This window comes from Pseudomonas sp. NFACC42-2, from assembly GCF_900116055.1.
Taxonomy (GTDB): domain Bacteria; phylum Pseudomonadota; class Gammaproteobacteria; order Pseudomonadales; family Pseudomonadaceae; genus Aquipseudomonas; species Aquipseudomonas marginalis.
Genome location: NZ_FOZO01000002.1, coordinates 1 through 22,645 on the forward strand (window position 1 = coordinate 1; position 22,645 = coordinate 22,645).

Genomic DNA, 22,645 nt, shown 5'->3' on the forward strand with positions numbered 1-22,645 from the left:
CGAGGTATGACCCGCGTCCAGGCCTCAAATGTGTAAACGATGTCCCCGGTTTCAGATGTAAACGATGTCTACGGTTCTACACCCCGATGGCAGTGGGTCAGTCAATGAATCTGTTGACTGATACACCGACATCGGGGGCAAGCCCCCTCCCACATTTGCTCTCCGGTGTCCTCAGGATTGAGCCGGGATATTCTCGGCAATCTTCTTGCCCATGCTGATCCTCGGCTCCACCCCATACCCCAGCGCCTCATAGAACCCCACCACCGCCTCATTGCCACCGGTGATCTGCAGATTGATCTTCATGCAGCCCAGGGCCGTCAGGGCCTGTTCCGCATGCCGCACCAGCGAGGAACCGAGGCCATGACGCCGATAGCCCGGGTGCACGGCCACCGAGTACAACCAGCCGCGATGACCGTCGTAGCCGGCAAGCACCGTCCCGATAACAGTCTTTTTGTCCGTCGCCACAAAAAACAGCCCGTCATTGACCGCCAGTTTCTTATCGATCGCCAGGGTCGGCAGGTTATGCGCCGTGTCATACCCAAATACCTCCTGCCATAACGCCACCACTTGCCCACGGTGCTGGCGGTCGCGATACGGACCGATGGGATGGCGCGACAACAGCGCCTTTTCCATCACCAGCGTGCGCTCATTGCCGTGGTAGACGTCGCGTACCGTGTGAAAACCCAGCTTGGTGTAGAACGGCTCGGCGGTCAGCGAGGACGGCACACTCAGCGTCGTCACCCCCGCTTCCCGCGCGCGCAGTTCGATTTCAATCATCAGCAACCGGCCAATGCCCTGCCCTTGCAGCGTCGGGTTGACGAACACCGAGCGCACCACATTGGCATCCAGGGCCGCCGTGGCGACGATCACCCGGTCCTGGACCGCCACCAGCACCACACGGCGCTTGAGCAGGTCGAGCACCGCGTCCGGGGTGAAGTTGCTGGCCACCCGGGCAATCACATCCGCCGGATAGTCCCGCGCATTGCTGCTGTGCAAGGCCGCCAGGATGACCTGGCTGATCCCTTCGGCATCCTCGGATTGGGCAAGACGTACGACGGTAGACATGATTCCTCCTGGCTGACGGCGCGAATACAGTCGCCACTGTACCAATGTGGGAGGGGGCTTGCTCCCGATGGCGGTGTGCCAGTTGATGGATTGAGTGACTGATATACCGCAATCGGGGGCAAGCCCCCTCTCACCTTTTGACCGCGCTCCAGCTCCAACAGCCGATTCGGCTGCCTCACCCCCCTTTTCAGCTTTCCCGGCTGGGCCGCCCCTTGGTTTCAGCCGGGATTCCCCTGCCACAGCGAACAAAATAGCCCCACTGCTCAACCCCATGGATTCGTGCACCCATGCAAACCACCAATACCGTCCTGATGATTCGCCCGGCGCGCTTTGCCTTCAACCCGGATACCGCGATCAACAACCGTTTCCAACGCCCGCCCCTCGACCCGCTCAGTGCACAGCAGAAAGCGCTGGAAGAGTTCGACGGCTATGTCGACACCCTGCGCCGGCACGGCGTGGAAGTGCTGGTGGTGCAAGACACTCCGGCGCCCCACACACCCGACTCGATCTTCCCCAACAACTGGTGGAGCAGCCACGCCGACGGCAGCCTGGTGCTGTACCCGATGGAAGGCCACAACCGACGACTGGAGCGCAACAAAGGCGTACTGCAAGTGCTGGAGCAGCGCTTTGCGATCAAGGACACCATCGACCTCAGCCACCTCGAACAACAGAACATCTTCCTCGAAGGCACCGGCAGCATGGTCCTCGACCGCCAGCACCGCATCAGCTACGCCTGTCACTCCGGGCGCACCCACCACGACGCGCTGCGCCAGTTTGCCGAACGCCTCGACTACCGGCTCTGCGTGTTCCACGCCGTCGACCGCCACCACGCACCGATCTACCACAGCAACGTGATGATGAGCGTCGGCCGCGACCTCTCGGTGGTGTGCCTGCAAGCGCTGCCCGACGCCGACGAACGCCAGGCCCTGGAACGCTCGCTGCGCGACACCGGCAAAGACATCCTCGGCCTCGACTTCGACCAGCTCGAAGCCTTCGCCGGCAACATGCTCGAAGTCCACGACCGCGACCGCCAGCCGCTGCTGGTGATGTCTGCCAGTGCCTGGGGCGCGCTGCAACCGGCGCAGCGCCGGCATGTGGAGCGCCACACACGGCCGGTGGTGGTGAACATCGACAACATCGAACGCATCGGCGGCGGCAGTGCCCGCTGCATGCTGGCAGAAGTGCATCTGCCCGCCCGTCCCTCATTTCAATAAGGAGTCTTGCCATGACCCGCTATATCGACGTCAACGACCTCAGCTATCTGGTTTCGCAAAAGGGCCTGCACACCTGCATCACCGAGATGGCCGAGTACATCCGCGCTGACTACCTGCGCTGGCAGGATTTTGAAAAATGCGCACGCCTGGCCAACCACTCGCCGGATGGCGTGATCGAGTTGATGCCGGTCTCCGACGCCTCGCTGTACGCCTTCAAATACGTCAACGGCCACCCGAAGAACACCTTGGCCGGCATGCTCACGGTGATGGCCTTTGGTGCACTGGGCGACGTCGACACCGGCAGACCGGTGCTGCTGGCGGAAATGACCCTGACCACTGCCATTCGTACCGCCGCCACGTCGGCCCTGGTGGCCCGCTACCTGGCCCGCGCCAACAGCCGCAGCATGGCGTTGATCGGCAACGGCTCCCAGAGCGAATTCCAGGCCCTGGCCTTCCACGCCATGCTCGGCATCAACGAAATCCGCCTGTTCGACATCGACGCCAGGGCCACCGCCAAGCTGGCAGCCAACCTCAAGGCGTTCCCGGCGATCAAGGTGATCCTGGCCGGCAGCGTGGCCGAAGCGGTCAAGGGCGCGGACATCATCACCACCGTCACCGCCGATAAGGCCTACGCGACCATCCTCACCGACGACATGATCGAGCCCGGCATGCACCTCAACGCCGTGGGCGGCGACTGCCCAGGCAAGACCGAGCTGGACCGCCGCATCGTCGAGCGCGCCCGTGTGATCGTCGAGTACGAACCGCAAAGCCGCATCGAAGGTGAAATCCAGCACATGCCGGAAGACTCGCCGGTGACCGAGTTGTGGCAGGTCATCAACGGCCAGGTCGCCGGCCGCGAGAGTGAGCGCCAGGTCACCCTGTTCGACTCGGTAGGCTTTGCCATCGAAGACTACTCGGCCCTGCGCTATGTACTGGACGTCGCCAAGGCCCTGGATATCGGCAGCGAGCTGGAACTGGTGCCGGACCTGGCCGACCCGAAAGACCTGTTCGCACGCCTGGCCCAACAGCCTCGTGCACAGCACAAAAAGCGCGCCTGAGACCGCTCTGGCCTGCCCCTTTGCGCCAAGGGCAGGCCGGATTTCCAGGACTGAAAAGCCGATTCATAAGGTGACACAGCCGATTCCGCTGCATTGCGTGTTTTAACAGCGCAATTTGCGCTTTGAGCACCGGGTAAACGACACAAAAAACGCACCATCATGAAGCATTCTGAGCCCGGCCAAAGCGTCACCGAATACATGCACGCTGCACCCTTTCTACTGCCCTGACATCAATTACAAAATATAGGGACTGACACATGACTCCACTGCGATCACTCTTCGCTGCGTTGCTGTTGCCACTGTGCGCCAGCGCCGCCCACGCCCAGGATTGGAAAGAAATCCGCTTCGGCGTATTCCCCGAGTACCCCCCGTTTGAATCCGTGGCCGCCGACGGCAGCCTGCAAGGCTTCGATATCGAGTTGGGCAATGCCATCTGCGCCAAGCTCGAGGTCAAATGCACCTGGGTGCACAACGAATTCGACGGCATGATCCCGGCCCTGCGCGCGCGCAAGTTCGACGCGATCATGTCGTCCATGGCCGTGACCCCGGCGCGCGCGAGAGTCATCGACTTCACCGACCGCCTGTTCCTCAGCCCCACGTCGGTGATCACGCGCAAAAACGCCGACTTCGGCGACACCCCGGAATCGTTGAAAGGCAAACAGGTCGGCGTGCTGCAAGGTTCGTTGCAGGAAGCCTATGCCCGCGCGCACCTGGCCAAACTGGGCGCGCAGATCAAGGCGTACCAGTCCCAGGAACAGAACTACGCCGACCTGCAGAACGGCCGTCTCGACGCCACCCTGACCGACAAGCTCGAAGCCCAGCTCAACTTCCTGTCCAAGCCTGAAGGCGCCGACTTCAAGACCGGCCCGGCCTTCAAGGACCCGACCCTGCCCCTGGACATCGCCATGGGCCTGCGCAAGAACGACCAGGACTTGCGTGCGCTGATCAACAAAGGCATCGCCGCCGTCCAGGCCGATGGCACCTACGCACAGATCCAGAAGAAATACTTCGGCGATCAAGACATCTACAACGAATAAGCCAACACAATCCCTTGTGGGAAGGGGCTTGCTCCCGATAGCGGCGGGTCAGTCAATACAGGTGTCGACTGGCACGCCCTCATCGGGAGCAAGCCCCCTCCCACAGGGGTATGTCTGCGCCCTTTAGAGATCTCCCCATGAACGAACTCCTCAACCTGCAAGGCTACGGCCCGATGCTCGCCCAGGGTGCCTGGATGACGGTCAAGCTGGCGCTCCTGGCGCTGGCCCTGAGCCTTGCCCTGGGCCTGATCGCCGCCGGCGCCAAACTTTCCAGCGCCCAATGGCTGCGGGTGCCGGCCACGCTGTACACCACGCTGATCCGCAGCGTGCCGGACCTGGTGCTGATCCTGCTGATTTTCTACAGCCTGCAACTGTGGCTCAACGACCTGAGCGAAGTGTTCGGCTGGGACTACTTTGAAATCGACCCGTTTACCGCCGGGGTCATCACCCTGGGGTTTATCTACGGCGCTTATTTCACCGAGAACTTCCGTGGTGCGATCCTCAGTGTGCCGGTCGGCCAACTCGAAGCCGCCACCGCCTACGGCCTGAGCCGCTGGCAGCGTTTTCACCTGGTGCTGTTCCCGCAGTTGATGCGCTTTGCCCTGCCGGGCCTGGGCAATAACTGGCTGGTGCTGCTCAAGTCCACGGCGCTGGTGTCGATCATCGGCCTGTCGGACCTGGTCAAGGCTGCGCAGAACGCCGGCAAGACCACCAACGAGCCGTTGTACTTCCTGATCCTCGCGGGCCTGGTGTACCTGGTGATCACCACCCTCTCCAACCGCATCTTCAAGCGCCTCGAACGGCGCTACAACCTCGGCATCAAGGGGATGGCGCGATGATCGAACTGTTCCAGCAATACGGCCTGGCCTACCTGTTCAGCGATGGCACCGGGTTGTCCGGCGTTGCCATGACCTTGTGGCTGTTCATTATCTCGGTGGTACTGGGGTTTTTCCTGTCGATCCCCCTGGCGCTGGCCCGCGTGTCGGAACACTTCTGGCTGCGCTGGCCGGTGGAGGTCTACACCTATCTGTTTCGCGGCACGCCGTTGTATATCCAACTGTTGATCTGCTACACCGGGCTGTACAGCCTGGAGGTGGTGCAGGACAACGCCCTGCTCAACCAGTTTTTCCGCAATGCCCTCAACTGCACCCTGCTGGCCTTCGTGCTCAACACCTGCGCCTACACCGTGGAAATCTTCGCCGGGGCGATCCGCAACATTCCCCACGGCGAACTCGAAGCGGCCCGCGCCTATGGCCTGCACGGCTGGCGCCTCAACCTGTTTGTGGTGGTGCCTGCCGCACTGCGCCGGGCGCTGCCGGCCTACAGCAATGAAATGATCCTGATGCTGCACGCCACGTCGCTGGCGTTTACCGCCACCGTCGCCGACATCCTCAAGGTGGCGCGCGATGCCAATGCCGAGACGTTCCTGACGTTCCAGGCCTTCGGCATCGCCGCCCTGCTCTACATGCTGCTGTCCTTTGCACTGGTGGGCCTGTTCCGACTGGCCGAACGTCGCTGGATGCGTTTTCTTGTTCCTACCCGAGGCTAACCCATGAATCAGTCCGCGCAGGCCCTGGCCACTTATCCTGTCGATGTACCCGTTACCCAGGCGGCAACTGCTGCCGTCAAGCTGCAGGTCGAAGGCATCCATAAACGCTACGGCGAACACGAAGTGCTCAAGGGTGTGTCCCTCAACGCACGCCACGGCGACGTGATCAGCCTGATCGGCGCCAGCGGCTCGGGCAAAAGCACGATGCTGCGCTGCATCAACTTTCTCGAACAGCCGGACGCCGGCGTCATCACCCTGGACGGCATCAGCATCGAAATGCGCCAGGGCCGCGCCGGCGCCCGCGCGCCGCACCAGGAACAATTGCAGAACCTGCGCACGCGCCTGGCCATGGTGTTCCAGCACTTCAACCTGTGGAGCCACATGACCGTGCTGGAAAACATCACCATGGCCCCGCGCCGGGTGCTGGGGGTAAGTGCCGCCGAAGCGGAAAAACGCGCGCGCATGTACCTCGACAAGGTCGGCCTGCCGGGCCGCGTGGCCGATCAGTACCCGGCGTTCCTGTCCGGCGGCCAACAACAGCGCGTGGCCATCGCGCGGGCCCTGGCGATGGAGCCGGAAATCATTCTGTTCGATGAGCCCACCTCCGCCCTCGACCCCGAGCTTGTAGGAGAAGTCCTCAAAGTCATACAGACGTTGGCTGAGGAAGGTCGTACCATGCTCATGGTCACCCACGAAATGGGCTTTGCCCGCCAGGTGTCCAGCCAAGTGCTGTTCCTGCATCAGGGCCGAGTCGAGGAACAAGGCGGCGCCGAGATCCTCGACCACCCCAACAGCGAGCGCTTGCAGCAATTTCTTTCCAACCGTTTGAAGTGAAACCCATGGATACCAAGGCCAACGGACCCCATACCTCCCCTGCGCTGGATCGCATCGATGAGGCGATCATCGACGTGCTGCGCCACCAGGGGCGTATCACCTATGAAAAGCTCTCGTCACTGGTGCACCTCACCCCCAGGCCCTGCCTGGAACGGGTGCGCAAGCTGGAGAGACGCGGGGTGATTCGCGGGTACGGCGCGATCATCGATGTACAGATGGTCTCGCCCGGGCTGTCGCTGCTGGTGCTGGTGGCCTTGTCCAACCAGAGCGGGCGCTCGGCGCAAAAGGCCTTCGAAGCATGCATGAAGGCGTGCCCCCAGGTGTTCGAATGCCAGTTGATCAGCGGGCCGTTCGACTACAGCCTGCGCATGCGCTGCCGGGACATGGAGCACTACCGGGTGGTATCGGAGATCTGGCTGAACAATGATGAGCTGCACATCGATAAGTTGGTGGCGCATCCGGAGTTGGCGGTGGTGAAGAATACCGCCATCGAGCTGGCCTGAGCCCCACTCGCCAAGCCAATGAGGATCGAATGTGGGAGCAAGTCGAATCGTCGCACCGCCCCTCCCACATTTTTAACCATGCCCGCTTAAGATTTTCTTACCTTGGCGCGCCCCCACCAGCTTCGCCTGCCCATCCTTCTGCTTCCCTGTACGCGCCTCGCTGATCAACCCCGGGATCAACCTGCCCTCCGGCAGATTCTTCCAGAACCGACTCGGCAAGTGCCCTTCCATCACCTTGGGGTTCAACCGCGCCGGGTTGAAAATGTGGCTGTAGTACGTCAGCCACATCGCGCTGTGGGGATCCTCGACATTCTGCGCCAGCTGCTGCCAGGCCTCAGGGCATTGGCGTTGATGAATCAGCTGTTCGCCATCGTAATAAACCCCGTCCAACGGCGTGGCGATCATCCAGCGATGGCGCCCCATGCGCCCGACAAAATGCTGGCTGGCCGATTTGAGGATGTCATGGGCCGGTTCATGCCAGGCCACGTACTCCGGCAACTCGGGCCCTGCTTCTGCCGGCAGGGCGATAAAGCGCACAAACGCATGCAGGTGATGGGCCTCGCGACTCACCTGCTTGATGCGTCGCTGCAATTCAGTGCCGAGTTTATCCCCCGCCAGCATCGCGGTGCGGTCGCCATGGCTGACGCGCCAGAGCACTTCGTACAACAGGCTCCAACGCTGGTCGCCGTGGTAACAGGCGGCTGACTCCAACAGCTCCAGCAGCGCCTTGGGAATACGCGCCTGGAACGGCCCCAAGCCTGCGGGTATCGGCTCATCGGTGGCAAACAGGTCCGCCGCCTGCATCTCGCCCCAGCTGACCTGGCTGGGGTCGACCTGATGGCTGAGCAGCCAGCGCGCCTGTTCACGCCAGGTGCTGAAAAGGTTGTCGCATTCCAGGCTGATCATCCCCACAACCCCATCTGCTGCGGCTGCGGGCGGTCGCGCAGTTGTTCGCGCAGCAGCACGCTGGTGCTGTCCGCCTGTTGCGGGTGGTAGTCACTGGTGATGAAAAACGGCTTGGCCTTGGCCAGCACACAGCGCATGCGCGCCAGGTCTTCAAAGCGGATCTTGCGTTCGCGGCGCAGGTCCACCAGGCGCTAGGTGGTGCGCAGGCCGATGCCCGGGATGCGGGCGATCAAGGTCGGCTCGGCGCGATTCAGGTCCAGGGGGAACACCTCGCGGTGCTCCAGGGCCCAGGCCAGCTTGGGGTCGATGTCCAGGGCCAGGTGGCCGGGGCCTTCGAACAGTTCGTTGGCACTGAAGCCGTAGCTGCGCAGCAGGAAATCCGCCTGGTACAAGCGATGCTCGCGCATCAACGGCGGCGCGGCCAGTGGCACGCTTTTCGGGCTGTTGGGGATGGGGCTGAAGGCCGAGTAATACACGCGGCGCAGCTTGAAGTTGCCATACAGCGCCTCGGCACTGTGGAGGATGGTGCTGTCGTCGGTCTCGTCGGCGCCGACGATCATCTGGGTGCTCTGCCCGGCCGGGGCGAAACGCGGTGCGCGAGGTTCGTTCAGGACGGTCTGCTCGCCGGTGTAGATGGTCTGCATGGCCTGCTTGATCGAGACGATCTGTTTTTCCGGCGCAAGGGTTTGCAGGCTGGCATCGGTGGGCAGTTCGATATTCACGCTGAGGCGATCGGCGTAGCGCCCGGCCTCGGCAATCAGCGCCGGGTCGGCTTCGGGGATGGTCTTGAGGTGGATGTAACCGCGAAAGTCATGCTCTTCGCGCAGCAGTTTGGCCACCCGCACCAACTGCTCCATGGTGTAGTCGGCCGAACGAATGATGCCGGAACTGAGGAACAGCCCGCTGACGCAGTTGCGCTTGTAGAAATCCAGGGTCAGGGTCACCACCTCCTCCGGGCTGAAGCGTGCACGGGGCACGTCGCTGGAGCGGCGGTTGACGCAGTATTGGCAGTCGTAGAGACAGAAGTTGGTGAGCAACACCTTGAGCAAGGATACGCAGCGACCGTCCGGCGTGTAGCTGTGGCAGATGCCCATGCCATCGGTGGAGCCCAGCCCCGCCTTGCCTTCCGAGCTGCGCTTGGGCGCGCCGCTGCTGGCGCAGGAGGCGTCGTACTTGGCGGCATCGGCGAGGATGCTGAGTTTTTCGATCAACTGCATGGGGGCTTACCGATACTGGTTTTTTGTACAGTATCAGCCAGCCCCCCGTGTCACAAGTACAGCCTGTCAGCTGGCAGTGGCGAGGAGCAGATCCTGTACCGAACGCCCCTTGCCACGGCTACGGTCATTTTCAAACAGCGACGCCGCAATCTCATCCGCGCGAATCGGCAGTACCGACAGCAACGTATCGCTCAAGCCATGGCTGGCCTGGCTGAAGCCCTGGATGTAGATGCCGGCCTTGCAGCGCTCATCGGTGACGATGCGGTAATCGCGCGCCACTTCAAAATCACCCAGATACTCCTCCAGCGGCGCCAGCAATGCGCGGTGGGTCTCGCGCTCGTAGCCGGTGGCGAGGATCACCGCGTCGTAATGGTTGACGCTGGTTTCGCCGCTGGCGTTGTTGCGCAGGGCCAGTTCGATGCCCAGGGGGCCGGGGGTGGCCTTCTCGACCACGGTCATGGTGCGGAAGGCCTGGCGGGCGATGCCGGAGACTTTCTGGCGGTAGAAAATCCCGTAGATGCGCTCGATCAGGTCGAGGTCGACCACCGAATAGTTGGTGTTCTGGTACTCGGCGACCAGGCGCTCGCGCTCGGCACCGACTTGCTGGAACACCAGGTCGGTGAAGGCCGGCGAGAACACTTCGTTGACGAACGGGCTGTCATCGGCGGGCTTGAGCGCCGAACCGCGCAGGATCATATCGACCTGTACCGAGGGGAAGCTGTCGTTCAGGTCGATAAAGGCTTCGGCCGCGCTCTGGCCACCACCGATGATGGCGATGCGCATCGCCTTGCCGTCCACGCAAGGCTGGGCGGCCATGCGCTCCAGGTACTGGGAATGGTGGAACACCCGGCTGTCGCCCTTGAGGACCTTGAAGGTTTCGGGAATGCGCGGTGTGCCGCCGGCGCTGACCACCACCGAACGGGTGGTGCGCACATGCTGCTCGCCCAGGGTATCGCGGGAGATCACACGCAATGCCTCGACCTGTTGCTGGTGCAGGATCGGCTCGATGGCCAGTACTTCCTCGCCGTAGCGGGCCTGGGCCTGGAACTGCCCCGCGACCCAGCGCAGGTAGTCGTTGTACTCCATGCGGCACGGGTAGAAGGTGCCCAGGTTGATGAAGTCCACCAGGCGGTCGTGGGCTTTCAGGTAATTGACGAAGGAGTACGGGCTGGTGGGGTTGCGCAGGGTCACCAGGTCCTTGAGGAACGAAATCTGCAATTCGCTCTGGGTCACCAGGGTATTGCCGTGCCAGCGGTAATCGGCCTGTTTGTCGAGAAACAGTACGTCCAGTTTGCCCTGGGCCTTTTCGCGCTCCTGCAGGGCGATGGCCAGCGCCAGGTTCGAAGGGCCAAAACCGATACCGATCAGGTCGTGAACCGCGGGCGAAGCAATTGCCTGTGTCATTCCAGTGTCCTCTGGATAAGCCCCTTGGCGGTGGGGCGGGAATACCTTCGAGACCTGCACAACAGGTCATGTGTTGATAGGAAACGAGGACAGTGAAAAAAAATTTAACCGATCGGTGATCAGTGCGCGTCCCACTCGCGCATCCGCACCCGGCAGTGTTTCATGGCGTTGACGATGTGTTTTTCCACCAGGGCGCGGGAAATACCCAGGCGCTCGGCGATTTGCAGGTGGCTCAAGCCCTCGAGTTTGCGCAACAGGAAGCTGTCGCGGCAGGCCGACGGCAGCTCGGCCAGGGCGCGCTCAAGCAAGGCCAGGCGTTGGTCGTAGTCATGAGTGGCATGGGGCGAACAGGCGGCAAAGCGCTCCTCGCTGTCGAGTACCTCCAGGGGTTCGACCTGGCGCAGGGCATTGCGCCGGTGGCCGTCGATCACCAGGTTCAGCGCGGTGCGATACAAAAAGGCACGCGGCTGTTCGATAGGCGTCTCGCTGGAACGTTCCAGCACCCGGACATAAGCGTCATGCACCACATCCTCGGCCACCTGACGGTTGCCCAGCTTGGCGTTGAGGAAACACACCAGCTCGCGATAGTAGTTTTCCAACATGACTCCCGGCCGCCGGGTGGCGGCATTAGGTCCTTGAGTGCGAAAAAAGACAGCGTATTCAGTAATGGCAGTTTGGGTAGGTGCAATTTATAGTAATTCTCATCTACTTTTAAACAAGACTTGCACCTACAGACCGTTTTTTTTCTGCCCAAGACCTGTAACCACTTATGTAACGACCTAAATCCTCGGGCAATTCTCTCGTTTAACTGTCAGCTCTGCGCAACTGCGCTCCGAACTTTCCCGGCTGGAACCTAAGCATGAAACGCCCTCGACCTGCCCGACGCGCCTTGCTCGCTATCGCGTGCCTGATTCCCATCATCGCCGTGGCCGCCTGGCAGGTGTTGCCGCCGGGGCGTGACGACCTGACCACCGTCACCGTCACCCGCGGCACTATCGAAAACAGCGTCACGGCCCTGGGCACCCTGCAACCGCGCCGGTATGTCGACGTGGGCGCCCAGGCGTCCGGACAGATTCGCAAGATCCACGTTGAAGCCGGCGATCAGGTGCAGGAGGGCCAATTGCTGGTGGAGATCGACCCCTCGACGCAAAAAGCCAAGCTCGACGCCAGCCGCTACGCCATCGAAAACCTCAAGGCCCAGTTGCAGGAGCAAAAGGCCCAGCATGCCCTCGCCCGCCAGAAGTACCAGCGCCAGCAGCGCCTGGCCGCCGGCAACGCCACCCGCGAGGAAGACGTGCAAACCGCCAAGGCCGAACTGAGTGCCACCCAGGCCCGGATGGACATGTTCCAGGCGCAGATTCTCCAGGCCCAGGCCAGCCTGCGCAGCGATGAAGCGGAACTGGGCTATACGCGCATCTACGCACCGATGACCGGCACCGTGGTCGCGGTGGACGCGCGCGTCGGCCAGACCCTCAATGCCCAGCAGCAGACGCCGCTGATCCTGCGGATCGCCAAGTTGTCGCCGATGACCGTGTGGGCGGAAGTCTCGGAAGCCGACATCGGCCACGTCAAGCCGGGCATGACCGCCTATTTCACCACCCTCAGCGGCGGCAGCCGGCGCTGGACCAGCACCGTGCGGCAGATCCTGCCGATCCCGCCCAAGCCACTGAATGAAACCCAGGGCAGCGGCAGCCCCAACAGTTCCAGCAAGAGCGGCAGCGGTCGCGTGGTGCTGTACACCGTGCTGCTGGACGTGGACAACAGCGACAACGCGCTGATGGCCGAAATGACCGCCCAGGTATTTTTCGTCGCCAGCCAGGTCAAGGATGTCCTCACCGCACCGGTGGCCGCGCTGCTGGGCACCTCAAGTGCCGACAAGCAGATCGCCCGCGTGGTCGCCACCAACGGCCGCATCGAAGAACGTGAAGTGCACCTGGGCATCAGCGATCGCCTGCGGGTCGAAGTGCTCGACGGCCTGCGCGAAGGCGATCACCTGCTGATCGGCCCGGCCGACGGCAACGGGGGTTGAGGTGACCACGCCCCTGATCGAACTCAAGAACATCCGCAAATCCTACGGCGGTGGCGACAGCCCGCAGGTCGACGTGTTGCGCGGCATCGACCTGTCGATCCATGCCGGTGAATTCGTCGCCATCGTCGGGGCTTCCGGTTCCGGCAAGTCCACGCTGATGAATATCCTCGGTTGCCTCGACCGCCCAAGCACAGGCGAGTACCTGTTCGCGGGGGAAAACGTCGCCCACCTGGACAGCGACGAATTGGCCTGGCTGCGCCGCGAGGCCTTTGGCTTCGTGTTCCAGGGCTACCATTTGATCCCCTCGGGTTCGGCCCAGGAGAACGTCGAGATGCCGGCGATCTATGCCGGCATCAGTGCGGCCGAGCGCCATGCCCGCGCCCACGCCCTGCTTGCGCGCCTGGGCCTGGCCGAGCGCACCGGTAACCGTCCGCACCAGCTGTCCGGCGGCCAGCAACAGCGTGTCTCGATCGCTCGGGCGCTGATGAACGGCGGCCATATCATCCTTGCCGATGAACCCACCGGCGCCCTCGACAGCCACAGCGGCGCCGAGGTAATGACCCTGCTGGACGAACTGGCCAGCCAGGGCCATGTGGTGATCCTGATCACCCACGACCGCGAAGTGGCGGCGCGGGCCAACCGCATCATCGAGATTCGCGATGGCCTGATCATCAGTGACTCGGCCGATGACGGCGCCGCTCCCCTACCGGCCACCAGCGGCGCGCTGCAAGCCGTGGACCTGCGCCAGCGCCTGGCCGACGGCGCCGAACACAATGGCGCGTGGAAAGCCGAATTGCTGGACGCGGTCCAGGCCGCCTGGCGGGTGATGTGGATCAACCGTTTTCGCACCGCGCTGACCCTGCTGGGGATCATCATCGGCGTGGCCTCGGTGGTAGTAATGCTGGCGGTGGGCGAAGGCAGCAAACGCCAGGTCATGGCGCAGATGGGCGCGTTCGGCTCCAACATCCTCTACCTCAGCGGCTCATCGCCCAACCCGCGCACGCCGCTGGGTATCGTCACCCTCAACGACGTCGCGGCGCTGGCGGCGCTGCCCCAGATCAAGCGCATCATGCCGGTCAACGGCACCGAAGCCGGCGTGCGCTATGGCAACGTCGACTACATGGCCTATGTGGGCGGCAATGACACCAATTTCCCGGACATTTTCAACTGGCCGGTGGTCGAGGGCAGTTACTTCACCGCGGCCGACGAGCGTGCGGCCGCCACCGTGGCGGTGATCGGTCATCGCGTGCGGGAAAAGCTGTTCAAGGGAGAGGTCGACCCCATCGGCCAATACATCCTGATCGAAAACGTGCCGTTCCAGGTGATCGGCGTGCTGGCGGAAAAAGGCGCCAGCTCCGGCAACAAAGACAGTGATGACCGTATCGCCATCCCCTACTCCGCCGCCAGCGTGCGCCTGTTCGGCAGCTACAACCCCGAATACGTGGTGATTGCCGCCGCCGATGCGCGCAAGGTCCACGAGGCCGAAGTGGCCATCGATCAGTTGATGCAAAAGCTGCACAACGGCAAGCGCGACTACGAGCTGACCAACAACGCGGCGATGATCCAGGCCGAGGCGCGCACCCAGAACACCCTGTCGCTGATGCTCGGCTCGATTGCCGCGATTTCCCTGTTGGTAGGCGGCATTGGCGTGATGAACATCATGCTGATGACCGTGCGCGAACGCACCCGCGAGATCGGCATTCGCATGGCCACCGGCGCGCGCCAGCGCGACATCCTGCGCCAGTTCCTGACCGAGGCGGTGATGCTGTCGGTGGTCGGCGGCCTGTGTGGCATTGCCCTGGCCCTGCTGGTGGGTGGCGTGCTGGTGCTGGCCAAGGTGGCGGTGCAGTTCTCCCTGGTGGCGGTGCTTGGCGCATTCGCTTGCGCGCTGGTCACCGGCGTCGTATTCGGCTTCATGCCGGCCCGTAAAGCTGCCCGGCTCGATCCGGTTAAGGCGTTGACCAGTGAATAAACGATCCATTCCCCCGTACCTGCCCGCACTTGGCCTGTGCCTGCTGCTCACGGCCTGCGCCGGTGACCCGCCCACCGTGGACAGCGCTATTGCGCCGCCGGCCGCCTGGCAGTTCGCCGAACGCGACGCCGCCCAGGCCAGCAACCAGCGCTGGTGGACGCAGTTCGGCAGCCCGCAGTTGAACCGCCTGGTCGACCAGGCCCGGCGTGACAGCTTCGACGTGGCCGCCGCCATGGCCCGCGTGCGCCAGGCCCAGGCCACGGCGGTGATTGCCGGGGCGCCACTGTTGCCCGAGGTGAAGTTCAACCTTGCCGCCAGCCACCAGAAGTTATTGCACGGCACGGGCGGGCCGGACCTTGACGCCTCACAAAGCGATGACGCCGTCGATAATTTCGGCGCTAACTTCACCGCCAGCTACGAAGTGGATTTCTGGGGTGGCCGCGCCGCTGCCCGTGACAGTGCCCTGCACAGCCTGCGCGCCAGCGAGTTCGACCAGGCCACCGTGGAACTGACCTTGCTCAGCAACGTCGCCGACCGTTATGTGCAAACCCTCGCGGCCCGCCAGCGCCAGCAGATCGCCGAGTTGAACCTGGCCAATGCGCGTAACGTCCTCGACCTGGTGCAGACCCGTTACGATGCAGGCTCCGCCACGGCCCTGGAACTGGCCCAGCAGAAAAGCCTGGTGGCCAGCCAGCAACGCCAGCTGCCGTTGATTCAACAACTGGCCGAAGAATCCCAGATCACCCTTGCCGCCCTCCTCGGCCAACCGGTCCAGGCCCTGGACCTGGGCGCCGAACCCTTCCAGGACCTGACCTGGCCAACCATCGGCGCCGGCATGCCCAGCCAGTTGCTCAGCCGCCGGCCGGACATTGCCAAGGCCGAGGCCGAACTGGCGGCAGCCCAGGCGGACGTCACCGTGGCCCGCGCCGCCATGCTGCCGGCCCTGACCCTCGGCGCCACGCTCGGCTCCGACGCCTACAAGGCCGTGGACGTCCTGCGCAGCCCCTACTACACGCTGACGGCCGGCCTGGTCGGGCCGATCTTCAACAACGGCCGTTTAAGTGCCGAGCGCGACAAGGCCCGCGCCCGCCAGGATGAACTGTTGCAAACCTACCGTGGCGCGATCATCAATGGCTTTGCCGATGTGGAAAAAGCCCTCAGCAGCATCACGCGCCTGGACCAGCAGCGCCACTGGCAAACGGAAGAACTGCAACAGGCCCAAACCGCCTTCCAGATCGCCGAAAGCCGCTACCAGGCGGGTGCCGAGGACTTGCTGACGGTACTGGAAACCCAGCGCACCCTGTATGCCGCCCAGGACTTGAACGTGCAATTGCGACTGTCACGCCTGCAGGCCAGCATTGCGCTGTACAAGGCATTGGGCGGCGGTTGGAAAACCAGCATCTGATAAACGAAACTCCAGTTTCGTACATAAGTCGTCTACCGCCCCTACATTCTTCGACTCAGGTTCCTTGGTAAAAAATGCCGCTATCACACGGCTGCCAGGGAACACTGGATGAATGTTGCAAAATACCTCGCGTGCGGCTGTCTCTGGTTGATGGCAAACCTTGGCCAGGCAGAGCCACTGATCAAACCCACCGCCATTGATTGGCTGCTCGATTGCCCCCTCCCCACCACCGAACGGCTTGACCCCGAGGTGCTGTCGCGCACCCAGTGCGGCATCGTCACCGTACCGCGCAACCATGCCGCCCCCTGGCAAGGCCACCAGCGCCTCTACCTGACCCGTGTCGGCGCCCGCGACCCCCTGAACCGCAAAGGCGTGGTCTTCACCCAGGCCGGCGACACCGCGCAAAAAAACTACGGAAGCACCTTCGCCATTCACCTCGCCAGCCGCTGGGAGACTTATTCCACACAAGCCTATCGCACGCTGCTCAACCGCTACGACATGATCGAACTCAGCCCCCGCGACCTCACTCAGGAGCATGGCGTCGAACAGGCCGTACGGGATATGGAATACGTACGCGCCCAGTTGGGCGACGCCCAACTGCATTACCTGGGGGACACCATCGCCACGCGCCTGGGCAGCCGCTATGCCGCACTGTTTCCCGAGCGTGTCGCACGCATGGTGCTGGTCAACGCCGAACACACCATGGCGGGTAGGCTTGAGGTCGAACAACTGCGCCTCAAGGAGCCCGCCAAACCGGACGCCGGCGGCTGTATCAACCGATGGGTGGGTGACTTCCTCGCCTATGGCAAACAGCCGCCACCGTCGACTCGCTGCCTTGACGTGGCAGGCAGGCAGTAGCGCGTCGTTTACGACCTGTTGCCGCCGAAAACGACACCCTGCGTTGACGCTCCGTCGCAATCGTTATTAAGTGCTATTTATCCGCATTAATACGATAAATCGAACCCATGCTGACTCGCCCGCTACGCCGCAAACGCCAGAAGCTGTCCGACGTGATTGTCGAGTCGGTCAAGCGCTCCATCGTCACCGATGCCTTGAAGCCCGGCGACCGCCTGCCCACCGAGCGTGAGCTGATGGAAAGCTTCCAGTGCTCCAAGGGCTCGGCCCGCGAAGCGCTCAAGGCCCTGGAGGTCGAGGGGCTGGTGAGTACGCGCACCGGCCCCAGCGGCGGTGCCTACCTGAACCAGGCCGGCACTGAACCCGCCAGCCGTGCGCTGCGTAACTACCTGCACTTCCAGCACCTGGATGGCGAGCAGGTGTACCAGTTGCGCAAGGTCATCGAAGTGGAACTGGCGGTGTCAGTGCTCGGGCGCCTGAGTGAGGACGACTACCGGGCATTACAGGACAACGTGGATTTCTGCAGCGCCCCCGAAGACAGCGAAGCCGGCCAGCGCGAGCAACGCCTGGCGGAACTGGAGTTCCACAACCTGCTGGCCAAGGCCTGCCCCAACCCGTTGCTGAGCTTTATGGCGCAATTTCTCAACGACCTGCTGCGCGACCTGGTGGTACTGAAAAAAGCCTACAAGCCCAAGCGCAAGCAGTTCGACGCGGCCAACCTCGACTATCACAAACAGCTGCTGAACGCCTTTCGCGCCGGGGATGAAGGCGCGGTACGCAGCCTGATGCATGAACATATGTGCGACGCCGAACACCATATGACCGCGCTGGAAGGCGAGGTCAGCCCGCACTTTCTACTGGAGTTCGACCACAACCACTGAAAACACCCCGCCCACAGTTGACTGCATTCACTGCGTTATCCCAATAACAGGCCTGCCCACAGGCCCTGCTCCACCGTATCGCCCTTGCTACTCCTGCCAATAACTAAACCAGGGAGTCACCCCATGCAGCGTCGTACGTTATTGAAAGCCAGTCTTACCGCAGCCGCCGCCCTCAGCCTTCCGCTGAGCGTGCGTTCGGCATTCGCCGCCGAGCCCTTTACCTTTTACGGCCTCAAGTCCATGTCCGGCGCCTTTGCCAGCTATGGCAAGTTTGCCGACATGGGTTCGCGCCTGGCGGTGGCACAACACACCGAGCTACTGGGCCGGCCCTTGAACTACAAAGTCATCGACACCGAGGGCAATGCCGGCAAGGCCGTGCGCAAGGTGCAGGAGGCGATCCAGCAGGACGGCGCGCGGTTCTTCCAGGGCTGCACGCTGTCGTCGTCGGCGCTGGCGGTGGCCAAGGAGGTCGACAAGGTCGGCGGCGTGTTCATGACCCCGGTCGGTGCCGATGAAGTCACCGGCAAAGACTGTAACCACGCCACGTTCCGCTGGTCGGTGCCCACCTACGGCGCGATCCGCGAAACCATGGTGCCGCTGATCAAGCTGCTGCCGGATGCCAAGCGCTGGTACACCATCACGCCACAATATGTGTTCGGCGAAGCGCTGCTCGAAGGCGCCAGAAACGTGCTCAAGGAACATGGCCTGGAGCATGTCGGCAACAGCTACCACTCGCTGCAGGAGCAGGAATTCTCCGGCTACCTGACCAACGCCATCTCCACCAAACCCGACGTGCTGGTGTTGCTGAATTTCGGCAGCCAATCGTCCAACACCCTGCGCCAGGCGGTGAACTTCGGCATCAAGGAACGCATGAAAGTGCTGCTGGTGTGGTCCGCCGGCCTCGACCAGTTCCAGGAACTGGGCAGCGATATCCTAGAAGGCGTGTACCTCGGCGCGCAATACTGGCATCAGGTCGACACCCCGCTCAACCGCGAGCTGGTCAAGCTGACCCAGGCCAAGTACGGCATCAACCCCACCTACCCGTTGGCCGCCGACTACATCAGCACCAAAGTCATGCTCGACACCATCATCGCCACCGGCAGCTTCGACGGGCCGACCGTGGCCAAGGCCATGCAGGGCCTGAGCTTCGAAGGCCCCACCGGCAAGGAGTCGATCCGCGCCGGCGACCACCAGGTGATCAAGGACTACTACCTGCTGGTCGGCAAGGCCGCCGGCGAGATGGCCGACAAGGATGACCTGGCCAAGGTACTCAGCGCCGGCCAGTCCTTCCCGCCGGTGGAAGCCACGGGCTGCACGCTCGCCTGATCCGCTAAAACACCACCGTTGTACACGGCAGGGCCGCCCCGGCGGCCACCTGTTCGAGGGTTTCTGCATGCTTAATCTTTACCTGTTCCAGATACTCAACGGCCTTGGATTGGGAATGATCTACTTCCTGATCGCGGTCGGGCTGACGATCATTTTCGGCCTGCTCAACTTCGTCAACTTCGCCCACGGCGCGTTCTTCCTGCTGGGCGCCTACATCTGTTACACCGCCGTGAGCCTCACCGGCAACTTCTGGCTGGCGCTGCTGATTGCGCCGCTGGTGGTGGCCGCGTTGGCCTGGGTGATCGAGCGGGTGTTGATCCAGCGGATCTATCACTTGCCGCACATGTTCCAGATCCTGGTCACCCTGGGCATCGCACTGATCATCCAGGAAACCAGCGTGATGATCTGGGGCCCGGTGGGCAAAAGCGTCGCCGTGCCGGAACTGCTGCGCGGCGTACTGGTGGTGGGTGATTTCGTCTACCCCTACTACCGCCTGTTCCTCATCGTATTTTCCGGGCTGGTGGGCCTGGGCCTGTGGCTGCTGCTGGAGCGCACACGCTTCGGCGCCCTGGTGCGCGCCGGCAGTGAAAGCACCGAGACCGTGTCGCTGCTCGGCACGAATATCTTCCGCCTGTTCTCCATGACCTTCGCCCTCGGCGTGGGCCTGGCCGGCATGGCCGGGGTGCTGTTCGCGCCGTTGCGCGGTGCGCAGCCGTTCGTTGGCCCCGAGATTCTCGGCATCGCCTTCGTGGTGGTGGTGATCGGCGGCATGGGCTCGTTCAGCGGTGCGCTGGTCGGCGGTTTGCTGGTGGGCGTGGTGCAAAGCCTGATGACCACACTCTGGCCCCAAGGCGCGAGCCTGATGATCTACGGCGCCATGGCCGTGGTGATTCTGGTGCGGCCTTACGGCCTGTTTGGGAGAGCCTGACATGAGCGAGAAAAATCCCCTGCCGTTTGCCAAAACCCAATCGCGCGCCATGTTGTTGTGGGTCGTGGCGGTGCTGATCGGCCTGCCCTTGATAGTGCCCTCGGCGACCCTGGCCAGCGAGATCCTGATCTTTGCCATGGCCGCCCTGGCCTGCAACCTGTTGCTGGGCTACACCGGGCTGCTGTCATTCGGCCAAGGCATCTTCTTTGGTGCCGGTGCCTACTGCGCGGCGCTGCTGATGATCCACCTGCAACTGGGCCTGTTCACCGCGCTGCTGGGCGCGGCCATCGCCGGTGGTTTCCTGGCCTTGCTGGTGGGTGCCCTGGCAATACGGCGCACCGGCATCTACTTCGTGATGCTCACATTGGCCTTCAGCCAGATGGCGTACTTTGTCGCCTACACCCTCAGCGACTGGACCGGTGGCGACAACGGCTTGCTCAGCGTACCGCGCCCCGAGATTCGCCTGGGTGACACCGTGCTGCTGTCCCTGGCCGACGCCCGTGCGTTCTATGGCTTTGTCGCGGTGCTGTTTTTGCTGATCTTTATCGGCGCACGCCGGGTGATCGCCTCGCCGTTCGGCAGCACGTTGATGGCGATCCGCGAAAACGAAACCCGCGCCTCGGCCATCGGCTACGACACGCGGCACTTCAAGATCCTGGTGTTCGTGCTGTCCGGTGCAGTCACCGGGATTGCCGGGGCGCTGTACGCCATGCTGCTGCACTTTGTGCCGCTGTCGAATATCGACCTGGCGATGTCCGAGAACATCCTGATCATGACCATTATCGGCGGCACCGGCTCGCTGTTCGGTTCGTTGCTGGGCGCCGGGTCCATCGTACTGCTGGGGGATTTTCTCTCCGACCTGTGGCCGCGTTGGCTGATGCTGCTGGGGGTGATCCTGATCCTGGTGGTGATCTTCATGCGCGGCGGTTTGTGGGGCGGCCTGGCCGCGTTGTTCGAGCGCGTGCGCGGCCGTCGCAAGGCCGTCGTCGTCGCCAAGGAGGAAGGGCTATGAGCATCCTGTTGGAAACCCAGGACCTGGAACTGGCCTATGGCGCGTTCCGTGCGGTGAACGGCGTGAACCTCAAGGTCGAAGCCGGCACCATCCACACCATCATCGGCCCCAACGGTGCGGGCAAGACCAGCCTGTTCCACTGCCTGACCGGTGAACGCCAGGCCACGGCCGGGGCGATTCATTTCGACGGCAGGAACCTGATGCGCAAGCCGGCCCACGCGCGCGTCGGCCTGGGCATGGCGCGCTCGTTCCAGCTCACCAGCCTGTTCCAGAACCTCAGCGTGCGCGAAAACCTGCGCCTCGCCGCCCAGGGCCGCGACGGTGCACGTGCGCTGAATTTCTGGCGCCGCGTGGACAGCAAGCGCGAACACCTGGAGATGGCCGACCAGGTGCTCGAACGCCTGCAACTCAGCGCCCGCGCCGAGACCCTGGCCGGCGAGTTGTCCCACGGCCAGCAACGGGTGCTGGAGGTGGGCATGTCGATCTGCTCCAAGCCTAAACTGTTGATGCTCGACGAGCCCACCTCGGGCATGGGCATCGATGACATCCCGATCATGACCCAACTGATCAGCGACCTCGGCCGCGACCACACGGTGCTGTTGATCGAACACAACATGAGCATCGTCATGTCCATCAGCCAACGCATCACCGTGATGAGCCACGGGCAGATCCTGGTGGAAGGCACGCCGGAGTTCGTGCGTGCCGATGAACGCGTGCGCAGTGCTTATCTTGGGGAGGCTGCCTGATGCTGATCGTCGAGAATATCCATTCCTACTATGACAAGAGCCACGTGCTCGAAGGCGTGTCGCTGAGGGTCAACCCCGGCGAACTGGTGACCCTGCTCGGGCGCAACGGTGCCGGCAAGACCACTACCCTGCGCAGCATCCTCGGCATCATCTGCCCGCGCCAGGGCCAGATCCACTTCAACGGCCAGGCGCTGGTGGGGCAGAAAATCTTTGAAATCGCGCGCCAGGGCCTGGCGCTGGTGCCGGAAAATCGCGGGATCTTCCGCCTGCTGACCGTCGAGGAAAACCTGCGCATCGCCGTGCGCAAGACCAGCCGCTGGCAGCTCGAAGACGTGTACGGCATGTTCCCGCGCCTCAAGGAGCGGCGCAGGAACGCCGGCCATGCACTCTCCGGCGGCGAGCAACAGATGCTCGCCATCGCCCGCGCCCTGCTCAACGACCCCAAGTTGCTGATCCTCGACGAACCCACCGAAGGCCTGGCCCCGGTGATCGTCGACGAACTGGTGAAGATCCTGCGCAAGGTCAAGGACGACGGCCTGCCGGTGCTGCTGGTGGAACAGAACCTGATGGTCTGCGACAAGCTCGCCGACCGCCATTACGTCCTCGAACAGGGCCGCGTGGTCTACGAGGGCAGCGCCGCCGCCTTCCGCGCCGACCCGACCATCAAGAACCGCTACCTGGCGCTGAGCGCCTGACGGGAGAAT

21 protein-coding genes and 1 pseudogene are annotated in these 22,645 nt (G+C 63.1%); 17 read left to right on the forward strand and 5 right to left on the reverse strand.

Annotation, left to right across the window (positions count from 1 at the left end; translation table 11 throughout):
• Positions 1 to 171 precede the first annotated feature (171 nt).
• Positions 172 to 1,065 carry a GNAT family acetyltransferase gene (locus BM416_RS03750; RefSeq protein WP_092485632.1) on the reverse strand — a complete coding sequence of 298 codons (894 nt, stop codon included), beginning with the start codon at positions 1,063 to 1,065 and terminating at the stop codon, positions 172 to 174.
• A 287-nt stretch (positions 1,066 to 1,352) separates the two neighbouring features.
• Here BM416_RS03750 and ctlX point away from each other — a divergent pair, with 287 nt between their 5' ends.
• From ctlX to BM416_RS03785, 7 genes are all read left to right on the forward strand, one after another.
• Complete coding sequence (gene ctlX, locus BM416_RS03755) at positions 1,353 to 2,279, forward strand: citrulline utilization hydrolase CtlX (RefSeq protein WP_092485635.1); 927 nt, start codon at positions 1,353 to 1,355, stop codon at positions 2,277 to 2,279.
• An 11-nt stretch (positions 2,280 to 2,290) separates the two neighbouring features.
• Entirely contained in the window at positions 2,291 to 3,337 is a 1,047-nt protein-coding gene (locus tag BM416_RS03760; protein ID WP_092485638.1) for an ornithine cyclodeaminase, read from the forward strand.
• Positions 3,338 to 3,594: 257 nt separating this feature from the next.
• Positions 3,595 to 4,374 (forward strand): ABC transporter substrate-binding protein, encoded by a 780-nt coding sequence (locus BM416_RS03765; RefSeq protein WP_092485641.1) that lies wholly within the window; start codon positions 3,595 to 3,597, stop codon positions 4,372 to 4,374.
• Positions 4,375 to 4,511: 137 nt separating this feature from the next.
• On the forward strand, positions 4,512 to 5,213 hold the full coding sequence (locus BM416_RS03770) for an ABC transporter permease (RefSeq protein ID WP_027606180.1): 702 nt from the start codon (positions 4,512 to 4,514) through the stop codon (positions 5,211 to 5,213).
• The gene (locus BM416_RS03775; protein ID WP_065923793.1) at positions 5,210 to 5,923 is read left to right on the forward strand and encodes an ABC transporter permease; all 714 of its coding nucleotides are present in this window, start codon (positions 5,210 to 5,212) and stop codon (positions 5,921 to 5,923) included. Before BM416_RS03770 ends, BM416_RS03775 begins: the two co-directional genes overlap by 4 nt.
• A gap of 3 nt (positions 5,924 to 5,926) precedes the next feature.
• A complete protein-coding gene (locus BM416_RS03780; protein WP_027606178.1) occupies positions 5,927 to 6,757 on the forward strand; it encodes an ABC transporter ATP-binding protein in 831 nt (276 codons plus the stop codon).
• A gap of 5 nt (positions 6,758 to 6,762) precedes the next feature.
• A complete protein-coding gene (locus BM416_RS03785) occupies positions 6,763 to 7,260 on the forward strand; it encodes an Lrp/AsnC family transcriptional regulator (RefSeq protein ID WP_092485644.1) in 498 nt (165 codons plus the stop codon).
• A gap of 72 nt (positions 7,261 to 7,332) precedes the next feature.
• Here BM416_RS03785 and BM416_RS03790 read toward each other — a convergent pair whose 3' ends face one another.
• From BM416_RS03790 to BM416_RS03805, 4 genes and pseudogenes are all read right to left on the reverse strand, one after another.
• Positions 7,333 to 8,166 carry a TIGR03915 family putative DNA repair protein gene (locus tag BM416_RS03790; RefSeq protein ID WP_092485647.1) on the reverse strand — a complete coding sequence of 278 codons (834 nt, stop codon included), beginning with the start codon at positions 8,164 to 8,166 and terminating at the stop codon, positions 7,333 to 7,335.
• Positions 8,163 to 9,383 (reverse strand): annotated as a pseudogene (locus BM416_RS03795) (putative DNA modification/repair radical SAM protein). The gene BM416_RS03790 and the pseudogene BM416_RS03795 overlap by 4 nt, the downstream one beginning before the upstream one ends.
• Positions 9,384 to 9,449: 66 nt before the next feature.
• Positions 9,450 to 10,787 carry a lysine N(6)-hydroxylase/L-ornithine N(5)-oxygenase family protein gene (locus BM416_RS03800; RefSeq protein WP_092485650.1) on the reverse strand — a complete coding sequence of 446 codons (1,338 nt, stop codon included), beginning with the start codon at positions 10,785 to 10,787 and terminating at the stop codon, positions 9,450 to 9,452.
• Between the two features lie 119 nt (positions 10,788 to 10,906).
• Entirely contained in the window at positions 10,907 to 11,389 is a 483-nt protein-coding gene (locus BM416_RS03805) for a sigma-70 family RNA polymerase sigma factor (RefSeq protein ID WP_092485653.1), read from the reverse strand.
• Between the two features lie 257 nt (positions 11,390 to 11,646).
• On the opposite strand from BM416_RS03805, the gene BM416_RS03810 reads away from it, so the two are divergent.
• The 10 genes from BM416_RS03810 (at position 11,647) to BM416_RS03855 (ending at position 22,636) form a co-directional block, all read left to right on the forward strand.
• Positions 11,647 to 12,816, forward strand: coding sequence for an efflux RND transporter periplasmic adaptor subunit (locus BM416_RS03810; protein WP_092485656.1), 1,170 nt, complete (start codon positions 11,647 to 11,649; stop codon positions 12,814 to 12,816).
• Between the two features lies 1 nt (position 12,817).
• Complete coding sequence (locus tag BM416_RS03815; protein ID WP_092485659.1) at positions 12,818 to 14,788, forward strand: MacB family efflux pump subunit; 1,971 nt, start codon at positions 12,818 to 12,820, stop codon at positions 14,786 to 14,788.
• Positions 14,781 to 16,193, forward strand: a complete 1,413-nt coding sequence (locus BM416_RS03820) for an efflux transporter outer membrane subunit (protein ID WP_092485662.1) — start codon at positions 14,781 to 14,783, stop codon at positions 16,191 to 16,193. The genes BM416_RS03815 and BM416_RS03820 overlap by 8 nt, the downstream gene beginning before the upstream one ends.
• A 108-nt stretch (positions 16,194 to 16,301) precedes the next feature.
• On the forward strand, positions 16,302 to 17,051 hold the full coding sequence (locus BM416_RS03825) for an alpha/beta fold hydrolase (protein WP_092485664.1): 750 nt from the start codon (positions 16,302 to 16,304) through the stop codon (positions 17,049 to 17,051).
• A 107-nt stretch (positions 17,052 to 17,158) separates the two neighbouring features.
• Complete coding sequence (locus tag BM416_RS03830; protein ID WP_092485668.1) at positions 17,159 to 17,929, forward strand: FadR/GntR family transcriptional regulator; 771 nt, start codon at positions 17,159 to 17,161, stop codon at positions 17,927 to 17,929.
• A 123-nt stretch (positions 17,930 to 18,052) separates the two neighbouring features.
• Positions 18,053 to 19,255, forward strand: coding sequence for an ABC transporter substrate-binding protein (locus BM416_RS03835; protein WP_092485671.1), 1,203 nt, complete (start codon positions 18,053 to 18,055; stop codon positions 19,253 to 19,255).
• 67 nt (positions 19,256 to 19,322) lie between these two features.
• On the forward strand, positions 19,323 to 20,183 hold the full coding sequence (locus BM416_RS03840) for a branched-chain amino acid ABC transporter permease (protein WP_092485674.1): 861 nt from the start codon (positions 19,323 to 19,325) through the stop codon (positions 20,181 to 20,183).
• Between the two features lies 1 nt (position 20,184).
• Positions 20,185 to 21,195 carry a branched-chain amino acid ABC transporter permease gene (locus BM416_RS03845; RefSeq protein WP_092485677.1) on the forward strand — a complete coding sequence of 337 codons (1,011 nt, stop codon included), beginning with the start codon at positions 20,185 to 20,187 and terminating at the stop codon, positions 21,193 to 21,195.
• Complete coding sequence (locus BM416_RS03850; protein ID WP_092485680.1) at positions 21,192 to 21,941, forward strand: ABC transporter ATP-binding protein; 750 nt, start codon at positions 21,192 to 21,194, stop codon at positions 21,939 to 21,941. The genes BM416_RS03845 and BM416_RS03850 overlap by 4 nt, the downstream gene beginning before the upstream one ends.
• On the forward strand, positions 21,941 to 22,636 hold the full coding sequence (locus BM416_RS03855; protein WP_027606163.1) for an ABC transporter ATP-binding protein: 696 nt from the start codon (positions 21,941 to 21,943) through the stop codon (positions 22,634 to 22,636). Before BM416_RS03850 ends, BM416_RS03855 begins: the two co-directional genes overlap by 1 nt.
• Positions 22,637 to 22,645: the final 9 nt, after the last annotated feature.

Coding starts and splice junctions, on each gene's coding strand:
- BM416_RS03850 (WP_092485680.1), top strand. CDS start 21,192: ATGAGCATCCTGTTGGAAACCCAGGACCTGGAACTGGCCTATGGCGCG.
- BM416_RS03750 (WP_092485632.1), bottom strand. CDS start 1,065: ATGTCTACCGTCGTACGTCTTGCCCAATCCGAGGATGCCGAAGGGATC.
- BM416_RS03765 (WP_092485641.1), top strand. CDS start 3,595: ATGACTCCACTGCGATCACTCTTCGCTGCGTTGCTGTTGCCACTGTGC.
- BM416_RS03830 (WP_092485668.1), top strand. CDS start 17,159: ATGCTGACTCGCCCGCTACGCCGCAAACGCCAGAAGCTGTCCGACGTG.
- BM416_RS03810 (WP_092485656.1), top strand. CDS start 11,647: ATGAAACGCCCTCGACCTGCCCGACGCGCCTTGCTCGCTATCGCGTGC.
- BM416_RS03825 (WP_092485664.1), top strand. CDS start 16,302: ATGAATGTTGCAAAATACCTCGCGTGCGGCTGTCTCTGGTTGATGGCA.
- BM416_RS03780 (WP_027606178.1), top strand. CDS start 5,927: ATGAATCAGTCCGCGCAGGCCCTGGCCACTTATCCTGTCGATGTACCC.
- BM416_RS03835 (WP_092485671.1), top strand. CDS start 18,053: ATGCAGCGTCGTACGTTATTGAAAGCCAGTCTTACCGCAGCCGCCGCC.
- BM416_RS03775 (WP_065923793.1), top strand. CDS start 5,210: ATGATCGAACTGTTCCAGCAATACGGCCTGGCCTACCTGTTCAGCGAT.
- BM416_RS03785 (WP_092485644.1), top strand. CDS start 6,763: ATGGATACCAAGGCCAACGGACCCCATACCTCCCCTGCGCTGGATCGC.
- BM416_RS03855 (WP_027606163.1), top strand. CDS start 21,941: ATGCTGATCGTCGAGAATATCCATTCCTACTATGACAAGAGCCACGTG.
- BM416_RS03805 (WP_092485653.1), bottom strand. CDS start 11,389: ATGTTGGAAAACTACTATCGCGAGCTGGTGTGTTTCCTCAACGCCAAG.
- ctlX (WP_092485635.1), top strand. CDS start 1,353: ATGCAAACCACCAATACCGTCCTGATGATTCGCCCGGCGCGCTTTGCC.
- BM416_RS03770 (WP_027606180.1), top strand. CDS start 4,512: ATGAACGAACTCCTCAACCTGCAAGGCTACGGCCCGATGCTCGCCCAG.
- BM416_RS03760 (WP_092485638.1), top strand. CDS start 2,291: ATGACCCGCTATATCGACGTCAACGACCTCAGCTATCTGGTTTCGCAA.
- BM416_RS03800 (WP_092485650.1), bottom strand. CDS start 10,787: ATGACACAGGCAATTGCTTCGCCCGCGGTTCACGACCTGATCGGTATC.
- BM416_RS03840 (WP_092485674.1), top strand. CDS start 19,323: ATGCTTAATCTTTACCTGTTCCAGATACTCAACGGCCTTGGATTGGGA.
- BM416_RS03790 (WP_092485647.1), bottom strand. CDS start 8,166: ATGATCAGCCTGGAATGCGACAACCTTTTCAGCACCTGGCGTGAACAG.
- BM416_RS03845 (WP_092485677.1), top strand. CDS start 20,185: ATGAGCGAGAAAAATCCCCTGCCGTTTGCCAAAACCCAATCGCGCGCC.